This is a genomic window from Streptomyces sp. LS-MS-L19 (genome assembly GCF_058382285.1).
In genome coordinates this window covers 9,426,956-9,441,080 of the sequence record NZ_JBYCLL010000001.1, presented here as the reverse complement: position 1 = coordinate 9,441,080, position 14,125 = coordinate 9,426,956, and the positions used below count along the sequence as shown (strand labels likewise).

General features: G+C 70.0%; 12 protein-coding genes. 5 read left to right on the top strand and 7 right to left on the bottom strand.

Annotated features, from left to right (window positions below):
- Window positions 1–30: 30 nt before the first annotated feature.
- From AC2XR2_RS42160 to AC2XR2_RS42150, 3 genes are all read right to left on the bottom strand, one after another.
- Window positions 31–762, bottom strand: a complete 732-nt coding sequence (locus AC2XR2_RS42160) for a hypothetical protein (protein ID WP_491518046.1) — start codon at window positions 760–762, stop codon at window positions 31–33.
- A gap of 263 nt (window positions 763–1,025) precedes the next feature.
- Window positions 1,026–2,513 (bottom strand): APC family permease, encoded by a 1,488-nt coding sequence (locus tag AC2XR2_RS42155; protein ID WP_491518045.1) that lies wholly within the window; start codon window positions 2,511–2,513, stop codon window positions 1,026–1,028.
- Window positions 2,514–2,594: 81 nt separating this feature from the next.
- Window positions 2,595–4,247 carry an amidohydrolase gene (locus tag AC2XR2_RS42150; protein WP_491518044.1) on the bottom strand — a complete coding sequence of 551 codons (1,653 nt, stop codon included), beginning with the start codon at window positions 4,245–4,247 and terminating at the stop codon, window positions 2,595–2,597.
- Between the two features lie 152 nt (window positions 4,248–4,399).
- Here AC2XR2_RS42150 and AC2XR2_RS42145 point away from each other — a divergent pair, with 152 nt between their 5' ends.
- Window positions 4,400–5,011: a TetR/AcrR family transcriptional regulator C-terminal domain-containing protein gene (locus AC2XR2_RS42145; RefSeq protein ID WP_381302708.1), complete on the top strand. Its 612-nt coding sequence runs from the start codon at window positions 4,400–4,402 to the stop codon at window positions 5,009–5,011.
- A 34-nt stretch (window positions 5,012–5,045) separates the two neighbouring features.
- Complete coding sequence (locus AC2XR2_RS42140; protein WP_491518043.1) at window positions 5,046–5,609, top strand: MBL fold metallo-hydrolase; 564 nt, start codon at window positions 5,046–5,048, stop codon at window positions 5,607–5,609.
- A 123-nt stretch (window positions 5,610–5,732) separates the two neighbouring features.
- Here AC2XR2_RS42140 and AC2XR2_RS42135 read toward each other — a convergent pair whose 3' ends face one another.
- The gene (locus tag AC2XR2_RS42135; RefSeq protein ID WP_491518042.1) at window positions 5,733–6,563 is read right to left on the bottom strand and encodes a transglutaminase-like domain-containing protein; all 831 of its coding nucleotides are present in this window, start codon (window positions 6,561–6,563) and stop codon (window positions 5,733–5,735) included.
- Between the two features lie 365 nt (window positions 6,564–6,928).
- On the opposite strand from AC2XR2_RS42135, the gene AC2XR2_RS42130 reads away from it, so the two are divergent.
- Both AC2XR2_RS42130 and AC2XR2_RS42125 read left to right on the top strand, forming a co-directional pair.
- Window positions 6,929–8,422, top strand: a complete 1,494-nt coding sequence (locus AC2XR2_RS42130) for an RICIN domain-containing protein (protein ID WP_491518041.1) — start codon at window positions 6,929–6,931, stop codon at window positions 8,420–8,422.
- A gap of 120 nt (window positions 8,423–8,542) precedes the next feature.
- The gene (locus tag AC2XR2_RS42125) at window positions 8,543–8,932 is read left to right on the top strand and encodes a hypothetical protein (protein WP_449348368.1); all 390 of its coding nucleotides are present in this window, start codon (window positions 8,543–8,545) and stop codon (window positions 8,930–8,932) included.
- 575 nt (window positions 8,933–9,507) lie between these two features.
- Here AC2XR2_RS42125 and AC2XR2_RS42120 read toward each other — a convergent pair.
- The 3 genes from AC2XR2_RS42120 to AC2XR2_RS42110 form a co-directional block, all read right to left on the bottom strand.
- Window positions 9,508–10,089 carry a GNAT family N-acetyltransferase gene (locus AC2XR2_RS42120; RefSeq protein WP_491518040.1) on the bottom strand — a complete coding sequence of 194 codons (582 nt, stop codon included), beginning with the start codon at window positions 10,087–10,089 and terminating at the stop codon, window positions 9,508–9,510.
- 41 nt (window positions 10,090–10,130) lie between these two features.
- The gene (locus tag AC2XR2_RS42115; protein WP_491518039.1) at window positions 10,131–10,526 is read right to left on the bottom strand and encodes a GNAT family N-acetyltransferase; all 396 of its coding nucleotides are present in this window, start codon (window positions 10,524–10,526) and stop codon (window positions 10,131–10,133) included.
- Window positions 10,527–10,752: 226 nt separating this feature from the next.
- Window positions 10,753–11,766, bottom strand: coding sequence for a cytochrome c oxidase assembly protein (locus tag AC2XR2_RS42110; protein WP_491518038.1), 1,014 nt, complete (start codon window positions 11,764–11,766; stop codon window positions 10,753–10,755).
- Between the two features lie 226 nt (window positions 11,767–11,992).
- On the opposite strand from AC2XR2_RS42110, the gene efeU reads away from it, so the two are divergent.
- Entirely contained in the window at window positions 11,993–14,083 is a 2,091-nt protein-coding gene (efeU, locus tag AC2XR2_RS42105; RefSeq protein ID WP_491518037.1) for an iron uptake transporter permease EfeU, read from the top strand.
- Window positions 14,084–14,125: the final 42 nt, after the last annotated feature.

Here is a 14,125-nt window from a genome sequence, read left to right as displayed (position 1 = left end):
CGGTCCCGCAGCAGCCGGCCACTTGGCCGGTCACCCGCCGCTGTGGCCCATGTCCTGCCCAACGGCCCAAGCCCTCAGCCGGGTGACGGCCTCATCCCGCGACAACGGGCCGCGTTCCAGATGCAGTTCCTGCAGATGGCGTGTGGCCGCGCCGATCAGCGGGCCGGGAGGCAGGTCGAGCAGCTCCATGATCGCCTTGCCGTCCAGGGCCACCGGAACATCCGGGAGCCTCCTGTACTTCTCCGACTCCGCGGCGGCACGCGCCGATCTCTCCCGTTCCGCCAGCTGTTCCTGATACCAGTCGTCGTAGGTTGCCGCCCAACGGGCCCTCCGGGCGGCCGAATGCCAGCCCTCCAGGTCCTGTTCCCATCCGAGCCCCAGCACCCGGAACAGATCATGGCCCTCGGCTTGCTCGGAGGCGCTCATGACGACATCGAGTTGGGCGAGCGCGCCATTGATCGGCCAGCTCTCCCGTGGGCCGGTGAAATCCTTGGCATGGACCGGGCCCCACACCACCGCACCCATGTGCCATACGGCAGCGGTCTGGTACCCGTCCCCGCCATGGAAGTCCGCCTCCACGCAGGCGACCGGCCCGCCCTGCGACCACACCCTCAAAGCCTGTTCGAAGGACGGGGACATCATCGTGACCGGCACCAGTCCCATGCCCTGCCGGAGCGGGGCGACCACCTCTGCCCCCATCGCGGCGGTCCGGCTCCTGAGCAGGTCGAAACGTCCAATGACGGCGTTCAACTCGTACGACATTCCCGCAGGCTAGCCGTACGGCCGCGACCCCGATGTTCGGTCCATGGCGTCATAGCGGCAGTGATCGTCGGCCTGCCGGCCGGGCGGCGCCACGCCGGTCTCCTGCTGCGGCTGAGGTGTCATGGGCGCGCGACTTCCGCGTGGGCCGCCTCGATCTCGGGCGCGCATGCCTCAGGGCGGTCCCGCGCCCGGCGTCGGGCCGGCCGGCGGGACCGCCGTACAGCAAAGGAGCGGACGGTCGAGGGGACCGTGCACGCCAAGGCTCAGACGCTGTCCACGTCGGTCGTCGCCAGCTTGCCGTAGACCTCGGGCCGGGTGCGGCGGATGCGTACCGCGTAGACGACGCCCGCCAGGAACACCGCCGGCGTGAGTGCGACCAGGCTCCAGTTGACCGCCGGGCCGGCGCCGGTGAACAGGTCCAGGCGGCGGCAGACCAGGACGGTGGCGGCGGTGAGGAGGATGCCGGCCGCGGCGGGCGCGGCCAGGGTGCGGACGGATCCCTCGCCGTGCTCGGCCCGGTTGCGGCGGAAGAAGGCGACCACCGCGAAGGCCGCCAGGGCCTGGAGGACGAGGATCCCGACCACACCGGGTGTGTTCACCCAGAGGAAGAACTTGGTGTAGGGGTCGACGCCGATCACGGCGAAGACGGCGACGACCACGGCGGCCAGGACGCTCTGCGCGACGCCGGCCACCCACGGCGAGCCGTGCCTGGGGTGCACGCGGCCCAGCGAAGCGGGGGCGACCCGCTCGGCGGAAAGGGCGTAGACGTACCGGGTGATGGCGTTGTGGAAGGCGAGCAGGGCGGCGAGCACGCTGGTGACGATCAGGACGCGCTGGACGTCGCTGGCCCAGCCGCCGACGTACTGGGTCATGGCGGTGAAGAACATCTCCGCCGGGTTCTTCGCCGCGGCGGCCACGGCCTGGTCACTGCCGAACGCCTGCACGATGATCCAGGAGATGAAGGCGTAGAAGAGGCCGAGGAAGCCGATCGCGAGGTAGGTGGCGCGGGGCACCGTGCGGTCGGGGTCACGGGCCTCCTCGCGGTAGATCGCGGTGGCCTCGAAGCCGATGAACGCGGCGACGGCCAGACCGATCGGACCGCTCATCCCCGAGACGAAGACGTTCGAGGGGGCGAAGGAGTCGAAGGTCAGCCCGCTCGCGCCCCCTTTGACCAGGACCGCGCCGGCGAGCAGCGCCAGGATGGCGGTCTCGGCGATCAGCAGGGCCGCCAGGACCTTGGCGCCCAGGTTGATGGAGCGGAACCCGAGGAGCCAGACGACCGCGATCCCGGCGAAGGCGTACACCGGCCAGGGCAGGTCGACGCCGAGGAGGTCGTTGGCCGTGGTGGAGGCGAAGAAGCCGAAGGCCCCGAACATGCCGATCTGGAGGGAGTTGTAGGAGAACACCGCGAGCAGCGCCGCACCGAGCCCGGCCGGGCGCCCGAGACCGCGGGCGATGTACGAGTAGAAGGCACCCGCGTTCCGGATGTACGGCGTCATCGCGGTGAAGCCGACCGCGAAGAGGACCAGCACCACGCCGACGGCGAGATAGGCGGCCGGGGCGCCGATGCCGCCGAAGAGGATGGCGAGGGGCGCGACGCCGGCCATCACGGTGAGCGGGGCGGCCGCGGCGACGACGAAGAAGACGATGTCGGCGACGCCGAGGGAGCCGCGTTGCAGGTGAGGGTTCGGGTCGGCGCCGGTGGCCGAGGGTGGCTGCTGGGGAGCGGTGGGGACGAGGGGCTCGGTCATGAGGGGTCTCCGCGTGGTGCGTGTGGTCGAGCGAGTGGGTGGGATGTCGGAGACACACGGGCCGGTGGTGACGATATGGGGCTATCGTCTCCCGGCGCCCGTGTGCTGGGAAGCGGCGGCATGGGTGCGACGGCCCGCGAGCCAGGTGCCCAGGACGGGCAGCTGTGCGAGGTCACCGGGGGCGGTCCCGACCGGGTCGGCGGCGAGATGCACCAGGTCGGCGCGCATGCCGGGGCGCAGGGCGCCCCATTCCTTCTCCTCGAACGCCTGGTGGGCGCATCCCGCGGAGTAGGCGGCGAGAGCTGTGTCGATGTCGATCCGCTCCTCGGGGAGCCAGCCGCCCGCGGGTTGGCCGTCGGGCGTCTGGCGGGTCACCGCGGTGGCGATGCCCCGCAGCGGTTCGTGTGCGGTGACCGGCCAGTCGCTGCCGAACGAGAGCTGGGCACCGGAGGCGAGCAGGGCGGCGATCTGGTACTGCCGCGCGCCGCGTTCCGGGCCGATCCTCGGCAGGGTCAGCTCGGTCATCAGGGGGTCGGGCTGGGCCCACAGCGGCTGGAGGTTGGCGATCACCCCGAGCGCGGCGAAGCGGGCCAGGTCGGCGGGGTCGATCAGCTGGGCGTGCGCGACGACCGCACGGCGGTCCCGGGCGCCGTTGGCGCGGGCGGCGGACTCGATGGCGTCCAGGGCGCCCCGTACGCCGGCGTCGCCGATGGCGTGCAGGTGCGCGCGGAAGCCGAGCGCGTCGACGGCGGTGACGGCTTCGGCGAGTTCCGCGGGGGTCCAGTTGGCGATGCCGTGCGAGTGCGGACAGTCGGTGTAGGGCTCCAGCAGGGCGGCGGTGCCGGACTCGATGACACCGTCGGCGAAGAACTTCACCGTCCGGGCGGTCAGCAGTCCGGGAGCGGAGCTCTCCACCCGGTCCCGGTCGGCGGCGAACCGGATGATCCGTTCGCGCCAGTCGCCGGGTTCCAGGACGAAGGCGAGGTCGGCGCGGACGGGGAGTCCGGGGCCGGTGGTCGCGGCGGTGACCCAGACGTCGGCCTGGTGGGGTTCGACCCAGGCGTCCTGCACCCAGGTCACGCCGGCCGCGGCGAACCGGGCGGCGGCTTCGCGCAGCGCGGCCACCTGGGCCTCGTGGGTGGCCGGAGGGATGAGGGCGAGGACCGGGCCGAGGACCCCGAACTCGCGCAAGGTGCCCAGCGGCTCCGCGCTTCCGTCCCGGCGCAGGATCTTCCCGTCCGCAGGATCCGGGGTGGCGGCCGTGTAACCGGCCCGGCGCAGTGTCTCGCTGTTCACCCAGGCGGTGTGGTGGTCCATGGTGCGCAGGACGACGGGGCGGTCGGGTACGGCGGCGTCCAGCCACCTGGCGTCGAACCGGCCGTCGGGGGCGAGCCACGGGTCGAAGCCGTCCCCCGTGATCCACTCCGCGTCCGGGTGTTCGGCGGCCCAGTGCCGTACGGCCTCGACGATCTCCTCGACGCTCGCCGTGCCCCGGACCGGGACCCCGCCGAGCGCGAGGCCGCCCATGACGGGGTGCACATGTCCGTCGCCGAACGCCGGCAGGAGCGCTCCCCCGCCGAGATCGACGACTTCCGTACGAGGCCCCCGGGCCGCCAGTGCGTCCGCGCCCAGGGCGGAGATCCGGCCGTCCGTGACGGCGAGGGCGTCGTGGACGGGCGTGTCCGCGTCCCCGGTCCGGACGGTCCCTGCGATGAAGACGATGTCGGCGTGCATGGCGTGTGGCAGTGCCTTTCCCTCGACCGACCACATAACTGAAAGGTGTTCGGTTTCCGGTAATGTAGGCGCCGCCCGGGCGACTGGGAAGACTTTTACTGAATGTCATTCGGTAAAGTCTGGATTACGGCATACGACGACGAGGAGCCCCCGTGGGACGGCCGCGCACCCCCTTGCTGGACCGCCGGCGCATCGGTGCCGCGGCACTGCGCCTGGCCGACGAGAAGGGCACCTTCTCCATCCCCGCCCTGGCCAAGGCCCTGGGCGTCGCCCCGTCCGCGCTCTACCACCATGTCGCCGGCCGTGACGAGATCATCTCGCTCATGCGCGAGGAGCTGGCCCTGACGACCGGCGACACCCAGGACTGGTCACAGCCGTGGACCGTGGCCCTCGAAGGCTGGGCCCGCTCCTACCTCGCCGCCTTCGCCGCCCACCCCGGAGCGGTCCCCCTGCTGGCCACCGCCCCGCTCGCCGAGCCCTTCATGCACGAGATGTACGAGAAGGTCGCGGGCCTGCTCCTGGAGGCGGGCTTCGCCGCGCAGGACGTCATGCCGCTGATCACCGCGCTGGAGAGCTTCGTGCTCGGCTCCGCTCTCGACCTGGTGGCGCCGCCCGTGATGGTCTCCGACGTCGCCCGCGACACGGCTCCGCACCTCAGCGCCGTACTGGACCAGACACCCGCCGACCGCACCCGCGCCACCCGGGCGTTCGAGCTCGGACTGCGCGCCCTGCTCACCGGTTTCGGCGACCTGCTCGATCACTGACCGCCGCCGTAGCCCACACCCCAGGGAGTCGATCATGACCGCCTCGTTCCAGGTCCTGACCACGGGATACGCCCATGACCGCGTCGCCGGTACGGTCACCCTCCTCACCGAGGGCGACACCCTGGCCGTCGTCGACCCCGGCATGGTCGCCGACCGGGGGCTCATCCTCGACCCCCTCGCCGAACGCGGCATCGACGTCCGGGAGATCACCGACGTGATCTTCAGCCACCACCACCCGGACCACACGCTCAACGCGGCCCTCTTCCCCCGCGCCCGCTTCCACGACCACATGGCCGTCTACCGCGACGACATCTGGGAGGACCGGCCGGCCGACGGCTTCGCGCTCTCCCCCTCCATCACCTTGATGACCACCCCCGGCCACACCGCGGAGGACGTCAGCACGCTCGTCCGCACCGACCAGGGCCTGGTGGTCCTCACCCACCTGTGGTGGGGCGAACACGGCCCGGCCGACGACCCGTTCGCACCCGACCGCGCCCAGCTGCGCTCCTCCAGGGAGAAGGTCCTGGCCCTCGGTCCGACCCTGATCGTGCCCGGCCATGGTGCGCCCTTCGCGCCTTCGGCGGCTACGCCCGTCTAGTTCGGCGTCGGGGCTGCTCGGGGACGGAGTGGAGCCCTGGTTGCGCGGGGGCCACTTCGCGGGCGGGCCGCGTCCGCAGCCTGAGCAAGGTGGGGACACCCACGGTGCCGGTCTCCGCCGGGCTCAATCGACCAGATGCCTCGGAGCTGCCAGGTCCTCGTGCCCGAACAGACGGGTCAGGGTCTGCGGGTCGTCCTTGGCGCAGGCGTCCGCGACACCGTCGATCAGCTGGTCGTAGTCCGGGCCGGTCTTGCCCTCGTAGGCCGCGGTCATACGCCCCCACTCGTCCCAGTTGAGTGTCTCCCGCTTGCAGAGCGCGGCGAGGTCGCGGACGGCGTTGCCGCTGATCTCGTGCGGTCCCCACGCATGGTCGGTGCCCGCCACCCCGAACATGTACGGATCGATCACCCCACTGCGATACCGGATCCAGGCCTCACCCCCGGTGAGGAACTCGCCCGGGGCGAGATCGTCCGGGCGGTCGACGTAGTTCTTGCCGAGGTGCTCGGTGTCGACCCGCACCCAGCGGTTCTGATCGTCGTCCCAGTACTCGGTGATCCAGTGATCGACGCCACGGTTCTCGAGGAAGTAGGTGCCGAAACCACAACGGGCTCGTGAGGCGATGCCCCGAGCGCGCAGGACGGCACAGGCGATGGTGGCGAAGTGACGACAGGTGCCGATCACTCGCGTCTCGGGAGTGCGGGGCTGATGCAGCGGCGCGGGGTTCAGGGCGGTCAGCGCGGTGATCAGCTCGTTGACGGACCGTATGTTCTTCTCGGCGACCCGGCTCTCCGGAACCCCCGCTGCCACGGCGTCCGCGGGCTGGATGACCAGGCTCTGCACGGCGGCACAGACGCCCACGGGATCCTCCGGCAGCCCTTCAAGGAGCGGGAGTTGGCTGTCGTCGAAGCGCGTGAAGGGCCCGGGTCGGGAGTAGTCGAGCACGTCATCGGTCATGACCGAGCATGGTAGGGGCCGGGGCTGACATCGAGACCGGGCACAACCCGCTGCCACCGCCACGCCGCGTTCCTCCCGAACAAACCCGACCAGCAAGTAACAAGTTCTTGACCGGGGAAGCCCATCGCGCGAAGCGAAGCACCGCAGATGTGCTGCCCTTTCACACCAAAAACCCGCATTCGAGGCCGAGTTAATCAGTCAAGAATCAACAAAGCCGATCGCGCTCCTTGACGCTGTGAACCCGTCGCACTTCTGATGGGTCCCCGCAGGGGCAAGAGATCGTCTTGGCGACGAGCCGCGTACGGGGCGGACGACTCCAACGCAAGGTGCCTCGGCTACCTGAGCCTCGAAGGAGAGGGACGAGCATGTCCAAGGGAGCACCCCATCCGCGTGCCGGCCGGTGGCGGCGCAGAACCGCCGCCTTCCTGACGCTACTTGGCGGCCTCGCCGCACTCCTGCTTCCGGCGACGGAGGCGCACGCGGCCACCGTGTCGTTCACGACGGGTGGCGCGCGAACCGACACCGCCGGCAACACTCTCCAGCTGCACGGACTCGGCATCGTCAAGGTCGGCAGCACCTGGTACGGCTTCGGCGAGGACAAGACGGGTGAGACGTCGGCGGACACGTCGTTCCAGGACATCCCCTGCTACACCTCGACCGACCTCGCCAACTGGACCTACCAGGGCCAGGCATTGAGCAGGCAGAGCAGCGGTGACCTCGGCCCGAGCCGCGTGGTGGAGCGGCCCAAGGTCCTCTACAACGCGTCGACCAGCACGTACGTGATGTACATGCACATCGACAGCACGAACTACTCCGAGGCCAAGGTCGGGGTGGCGACGAGCAGCACGCCGTGCGGGCCGTACACCTACCGGGGCAGCTTCCGGCCGATGAACAACCTCAGCCGGGACCTCGGGCTGTTCCAGGACACCGACGGCACCGGTTACCTGCTGAGCGAGGACCGCAACAACGGCCTGCGCATCTACAGGCTGTCGGCCGACTACCTGTCGGTGGACAGCTCGGTGGCGGTGTTGGGCAGCAGCGGCAGCAACAGCGTCGAGGCTCCCGCCATGATCAAGAAGGACGGCCTCTACTACGTCTTCGGCTCCCACCTCACCGGCTGGAGCCTCAACGACAACATCTACGCCACCGCGACCTCGCTGAGCGGTCCGTGGTCGGCGTTCCGGGACCTGGCCGCGCCGGGCACCCACACCTACGGCAGTCAGACCGCGAACGTCATCACCGTCCAGGGCACCGCCGGCACCACCTACATCTACGCCGGCGACCGCTGGGACACCTCCGACCTCGGCTCCTCGAAGCTGATCTGGCTGCCGTTGACCATCCGGGGTACGACGGTCAATCTCGGCCAGTACCCCACCTGGTCCCTCGACGCGGCCGCGGGCACGTGGACCGCCGGTAGCGGGATCCCCGCGGCGGGGACTTACACCCTGAAGAACGTGAACAGCTCCCAGTTCATGGACGTCTCCAGCGGGTCCACGGCGACCGGCGCCAAGGTCATCCAGTGGCCGTCGACCGGCGGGGCCAACCAGCAGTGGACCCTCACGAAGCTGGCGGACAACGTCTACACGCTCAAGAGCGTCAAGAGCGGTCTGTGCCTGGACGTGCCGAGCCAGTCGACCACGGCCGGAGTCCAGTTGCAGCAGTGGACCTGCAACGGCGGTACCAACCAGCAGTGGGCCCTCGACCTGACCGGAAGCTACACCGGCAGCAACTACATGCTCGTCGGCATCGGCAGCGGCCTGAACATCGGCGTCGCGGGCTCGACCACGCAAGGAGTGGCGGTGGACCAGGAACTCGGCGGAAGCGCGAGCGCCAACAGCGAGACCTGGACCTTGTCCTGACGGTACGCCCCGGTGGCCCAGCGCGTGCGCGGGCCACCGGGGTCACCCACGGCCGTGGCGGCTCGGCTCGCGGGCCGGCTTCTCGACGGCGAGCCCGGACCACTTCATCAGGGGGAACCAGTGTCACCCCCGCAACCGCCCACGCCCGAGGAGAGGCTCGCCGACGCGAAGAGGTTGATGAGCCTCCCGCGGATCGTCGTGATCTGCGGCTCCGTCCGTTTCCTGGCCGAGATGAACGAGGCAGATGTGCGGGAGACCTGCGCCGGGAAGATTGTCGTCAAACCGGCGGTCGACATGAAGTCGCCTCACCAACTCCGCGCTGATCCTGCCGAGTCCGAGGCGTTGAAAGCTCGACTCGGCGACCTGCACAGGGCGAAGATCCGACTCGCTGATGAAGTGCTCGTAGTCGGCGACTACATCGGGGAAAGCACCCGAGCGGAAATCGCCTATGCCCGGCGGCTGGGGAAGCCCGTGCGGTTCACGCACCCTGAAGTCGACCCTGACGGCTGACCGCCCACAGCTTCCTCGACATCATCCCTGCTCGGGCTTCTTTGCTAGGAACGTGGCGAGAGGAGGTGCAACTCGCAGGACACGGGATGGCCTCCGTGCGCTTGGCCATCATCAGGCGGCCGCCGGGTGCGAGCGTGCGATGGAACTCCGTGAACACCTGGGGCAGCGACTCCGGTGGGGTTTGGTGGGTGGAGTGGTAGGCCAGGATGCCGCCCGCCGGGGTGGTTGTCCGGGATGTCCAGTGCCGTCATTAAGCCCACCTCGAAGCGCAGCCCCGGAAAGGCCCCTAGGGCCAGTTCGATCATCTTCGGGGACAGATCAATGCCGAAAAAGTCGACTACCGGTCCGAGCCCGACCACCTGTAGGACATCGGCGAAGGAGGCCAACATCGCAAGAGCCAACCGGTCCAGCTCCGCGGGGGCTTTGACGCCTTTCGCGTAGTCGAAGGCGACGGTGTTGTACGCCTCCTGGGCGGCGAAGAGGTAGGTGGGCTCAGTCGCTCCGATCGGGGCCCACTTCCTCGACGGCGCCGTAGCCGCGCTGACTGTCAGACCGTCAGACCTGCTCTCGCTTGCTCAACTCGGCCGGGTAGCGCGGTAGTAGAGCATCCCTTCGTGGTCTGGTTCGGGGTCGGGGAGGGTGAAGCCGGCGGATTCGACGCACTGGCGGCTGGCGTGGTTGTCGGCGTCGATGCCGCAGAAGAACGTCTCGACATCGCCGGTGGCGGGGTGGGTGAGGACGGTTCGCAGGGCGGAGCGGCCGTGGCCCTGCCGCCGACGGGAGGGAGCGACGAGGTAGGCCAGGCCCATGGCGCGTCGAGGGTCGGTGTCGGTGTCGGACAGGACGGGACCCTCGGGACCTTCGCCGTGGTAGCGGACCCAGCGGTCATAGACATCGCCGCAGATGAAGGCGACCGGGGTTCCGGTCTCATCCAGGCCGATCCATGCGTGGGAGCGCAATACGACCGCGCCGCGGAAGACGGCGCCCGGGCGCTGGCCGATCAGTTGCAGCTGACGGTGGATCCAGGAACGGTCCCCCAGCCGATTCTGGACCTCTGGGTGATCGAACCAGTGCTCGATCTGGTGTGCCCCCGTCTCGGTCAAGGGCTGCAACCGCATCCCCCGGCCGTCCGGCTGGGCCCGCGCGGACCGGTTCATGCAGCCTCCTGCCTTGAGTGTGGCATCGGACTTTCCAAGCTCTACAGAGCGATCAGGCCGGCCGTCGTCTCCTTGAAGCCGCAGGCGTCGAAGTAGAACGACCGCAGATGCTCCTCGAAGTCGACGTGGAGCCATTCGCACTTCGCGGCACGGGCTTCGTGGATCGCGGTGGCGATCAGCGCGGCGCCGATGCCCCTCGCTCGGCGATCGGCGGCGACCACCGTGTCCAGGATGAAGGCGTGGACTCCGCCGTCCCAGACGACGTTGAGAAAGCCGATCAGGGAACCGTCTTCCCATGCGCAGACCCAGCCGAGACTGTGGCGCTCAAGTCGTGTCCGCCAGTCCGTCTGTGCGGGCGGGTGGTCGAATCCTTCGGCGTGCAGGATGTTGAGGGCGGAGTTGTCGAAGTCGCCCCGCCACTCGTACGTGACCGTCATTCCTGGATCGTACGGTCCGGCGCCAAGTGCAGCGCTGTCCGCTCCTGCGCGGAGCATGGCCTCGTACAGGCACTGTCCGGGGGGGCTCTGCCCACCGTCCTCGGCCCGGGTGACCAGTTCCAGGCACCCCTGCTATGCCGCCGCACGCCGCTGCTCCAACGCCTCGGCGGCAGAACAACCTCCCTGGTACACAACGGCTCACGTCAGTTCACGGCCGCAAGCCCCGTCAATCCTCACCGTAATGACGGCGTATCCGCGCGGCCACCTCGTTCTGTTCGGTCTCCCACCAGGGACGGACGCGTTCGGGCGGTGGGGCCTGACCTGGAGCCGGAGGCGCGGTCATGGGCAACTCCGCGTCGAGGCGGCGATCCAGGGCTGCCGTCTGGAGCCGCTCCGCACGGGCCCACTGGAAGAGGAGTGCCAGCAGGAAGGGCAGGGCGGTCAGTTCGGCGATGCCGAGCATCGCGCCGCCGCCGATCTGCTGGTCGTGCTGGACGTCCGGGGACCAGGAGGGCGCATGGTGCAGGTACCAGGCTCCCGCGATGAGCGTGCCGTGGGTCATGACGACGAGGCCCGGAACGGCGTCGACGATGCCGTCGAGGAAGACCAGCGCCGCCCGCACCGGATGCGTGCACCAGGCGGGCAGCGTCTGTTCACGGGTCAGGACCGGTACGACGAAGAGGCAGCCCGCGACCAGGAGGTGCAGGTACATCAGCTGGTGCAGCCAGCCCACGCGCAGGGCGGTGGCGAAGTACGGCGTGAAGTACACGGTCAGTTCGGTGGCGAGCACCAGAACCGTGCTGACCAGGGGGAAGGTCAGGACGCGTACCAGCCTGCCGGTCATCGTGCGCCGGACCCGCGCCGCCGCGCCCTCGGGAAGCGCCTCGACCGCGAGGCGCAGCGGGTCGCCGAGGGCGAGGCCCAGGGGTGCCACCAGGTCGAGGAGGATGTTCTGGACGGCGGCCGGCCAGAACAGCACGTGGTCGTAGACGGCGAGCCCGGACATCGTGGCCACCGTCAGGGCGCCCAGTCCGAGGAGTGCGAACGCGGCGGTGCGAGCGGGCGACCAGCGCTCACCGCGCCGGTGGACCCGCCGTACGCCCCAGCCGTACAGCGTGGCCAGCGCGGCGATCAGGAGCAGCGCCGGGATGTCCAGTTGCCAGGACGACAGCAGCCGCCCCGCCGTCAGCTCGGCGAGCTGTCCGGCCGACAGGGCAGTCGTCGAGGGGTCACTGGTCATGCGGGCCGTCTCCTCCGGACCGGTCGGGACGAGGCGTGTCTCGTCCCAGCGGGACGGTAGCCGTCGGAGGATCCCGGGCCGACAGCGGGGCCTTCTTCGTACGACGGGACGAAACTCCTGAACGGGTTTTGGCTCCGGAATTACCTTTCCGGGACTGATTGATTGCATACCCGCAGTCATGATGGTCCGCGTTGAACTTAGGCATGCCTACGCTAATGAGGACCGCATGTGGGATGACGCGTTTCCGAGCTTCCTGATCGGACTGCGGGAAGGACTGGAAGCGGGACTCATCGTCTCCATCCTCGTGGCGACTCTGGTGCGGGCCGGTGCCCGTGCCCGGCTTGCGCAGGTGTGGACCGGCGTCCTCGCGGCGATCGCGCTCGCGCTGAGCTTCGGCGCGGTCCTCACCTTCACCGCGGCCTCCCTGTCCGCGACCGCGCAGGAGGCTTTCGGCGGCACCCTCAGCGTGATCGCGGTCGCCTTCGTCACCGCCATGGTCTTCTGGATGCGCCGCTCGGCCCACCGCCTGTCCGGCGAGATCAAGGAGAAGGTCACGGGCGCGCTCGGCATGGGCGCGGGCGTCCTGGTCGCCACCTCCTTCCTCGCCGTGGGCCGGGAGGGCCTGGAGACCGCGCTGTTCCTGTGGACCACGGCCCAGGCCGCCGGGGAGTCCGCGGGCCCGCTGACCGGTGCCGCCATCGGGCTCGTCCTCGCGGCCGCGCTGTGCTGGGGTCTGTACCGGCGGGTCCTGCGGATCAACCTGACGAAGTTCTTCACCGCGACCGGTGCGGTGCTGATCGTCATAGCCGCCGGTGTCCTCGGCTACGGCCTCCGCGACCTCCAGGAGGGTGGCGTACTGCCCGGGCAGACGTCGTACGCCTTCGATCTGAGCGGCAGCATCGATGCCGGGGCCTGGTACAGCACCCTCGTCCAGGGCGTGTTCAATCTGACGCCGGCCATGACATGGCTTCAGGTCCTCGGTTACAGCGGGTATCTCGCCGTGGTGATGACGCTGTTCGTGCGAGGGGTGCGGGACGCGACGCCCAAGCGGATTGCCACCGAGGCCGCCGGGGTCACCGGAGCCGCCGGAGCCGCTGGGGTCACCGGAGTCACCGGAGCTGCCGGAGTCGCAGGAGCCCCCGAAACCTCCCCTTCCCGGCGCCGCCCCACCTGGGTCGTGCCGGTCGCCGTCGTCACCGTCCCCGCGGTGATCGCGGGCGCCGCGGTGGTCTTCGGGAGCCCCAAGCCCGCCGCCGCCGAGACCGTGGCGGTCTCGGAGAAGGACTGCGGTCAGGGCTTCAGCGCGCCCAAGCCGGGGCGCCAGACCTTCCAGATGCACAACACCGGCGACAAGACGTCCGAGGTGTACCTCGTCGATCCGGCCACCAACGCCGTCTACGGCGAGGTCGAGGGCCTGGCGCCCGGCACGACCCGGGCTCTGGTCGCCACCGTCGCGGGCGGCACGTACGCATGGCGCTGCGTGCCGAGCAGCGGGGCCGCCGTGACCTCCGAGGCGGTCCGGGTCAGTGGCGGCGGCAGCTCGCGGGCGGTCGTCCCGGTGTCCGAACAGGACCTCTCGGGCCCGCTCGGGCAGTACACGTCGTACGTCGACGAAGGCCTGACCACACTCGTCGGCCAGACTCGCACCCTCGCCGCCGACATCAGGGGCGGGCATCTCGGCAAGGCGCGCGGCGACTGGCTCACCGCGCACCTCACCTACGCCTCCCTCGGTGCCGCCTACGGCACCTTCGAGGACTTCGACCAGAAGATCAACGGCAGGGCCGACGGTCTGCCGGGTGGCGTGCACGACAAGGACTTCGCCGGGTTCCACCGCGTCGAGTACGGCCTGTGGCACGGCGAGTCCGCGGCCTCGCTCACCGCTCCGGCACAGCAGCTCGCCACGGACGTGGCGGGACTGCGGAAGGCCTTCCCCCACCAGGACTTCGACCCGTCCGACCTGCCGCTGCGGGCCCACGAGATCCTCGAGAACACCCTCCAGTTCGAACTGACCGGCGACACCGACGAGGGCAGCGGCACCAACCTCGCCACCGCCGACGCCAATCTCGCCGGCACACGCGAACTGCTCGCCGTACTCAAGCCACTGCTCACCACGCGCGCGCCACGCCTGCTGCCGACCGTCGACGCCGACATCGCCCGTCTTCAGGCGCTCCTCGACGCGGCCCGGCGCGGTGGCGCCTGGACCCCCGTCACTCAGCTCGACGCCACCGCGCGGGCTCGCGTGAACGGAGCCACCGGGCAGCTCCTGGAGGACCTCTCCCCGGTTCCCGACCTGCTGGAGATCCGGAAGTCCGCCTGATGAGCATCCGACACGACAACTCCGCACAGAGCGAAGGGAACG

Bases quoted from the DNA above. Each gene is read 5' to 3' on its own strand.
- AC2XR2_RS42160 (WP_491518046.1), bottom strand. From the start codon at position 762: ATGTCGTACGAGTTGAACGCCGTCATTGGACGTTTCGACCTGCTCAGG.
- AC2XR2_RS42155 (WP_491518045.1), bottom strand. From the start codon at position 2,513: ATGACCGAGCCCCTCGTCCCCACCGCTCCCCAGCAGCCACCCTCGGCC.
- AC2XR2_RS42150 (WP_491518044.1), bottom strand. From the start codon at position 4,247: ATGCACGCCGACATCGTCTTCATCGCAGGGACCGTCCGGACCGGGGAC.
- AC2XR2_RS42140 (WP_491518043.1), top strand. From the start codon at position 5,046: ATGACCGCCTCGTTCCAGGTCCTGACCACGGGATACGCCCATGACCGC.
- AC2XR2_RS42135 (WP_491518042.1), bottom strand. From the start codon at position 6,563: ATGACCGATGACGTGCTCGACTACTCCCGACCCGGGCCCTTCACGCGC.
- AC2XR2_RS42130 (WP_491518041.1), top strand. From the start codon at position 6,929: ATGTCCAAGGGAGCACCCCATCCGCGTGCCGGCCGGTGGCGGCGCAGA.
- AC2XR2_RS42120 (WP_491518040.1), bottom strand. From the start codon at position 10,089: ATGAACCGGTCCGCGCGGGCCCAGCCGGACGGCCGGGGGATGCGGTTG.
- AC2XR2_RS42115 (WP_491518039.1), bottom strand. From the start codon at position 10,526: ATGACGGTCACGTACGAGTGGCGGGGCGACTTCGACAACTCCGCCCTC.
- AC2XR2_RS42110 (WP_491518038.1), bottom strand. From the start codon at position 11,766: ATGACCAGTGACCCCTCGACGACTGCCCTGTCGGCCGGACAGCTCGCC.
- efeU (WP_491518037.1), top strand. From the start codon at position 11,993: ATGTGGGATGACGCGTTTCCGAGCTTCCTGATCGGACTGCGGGAAGGA.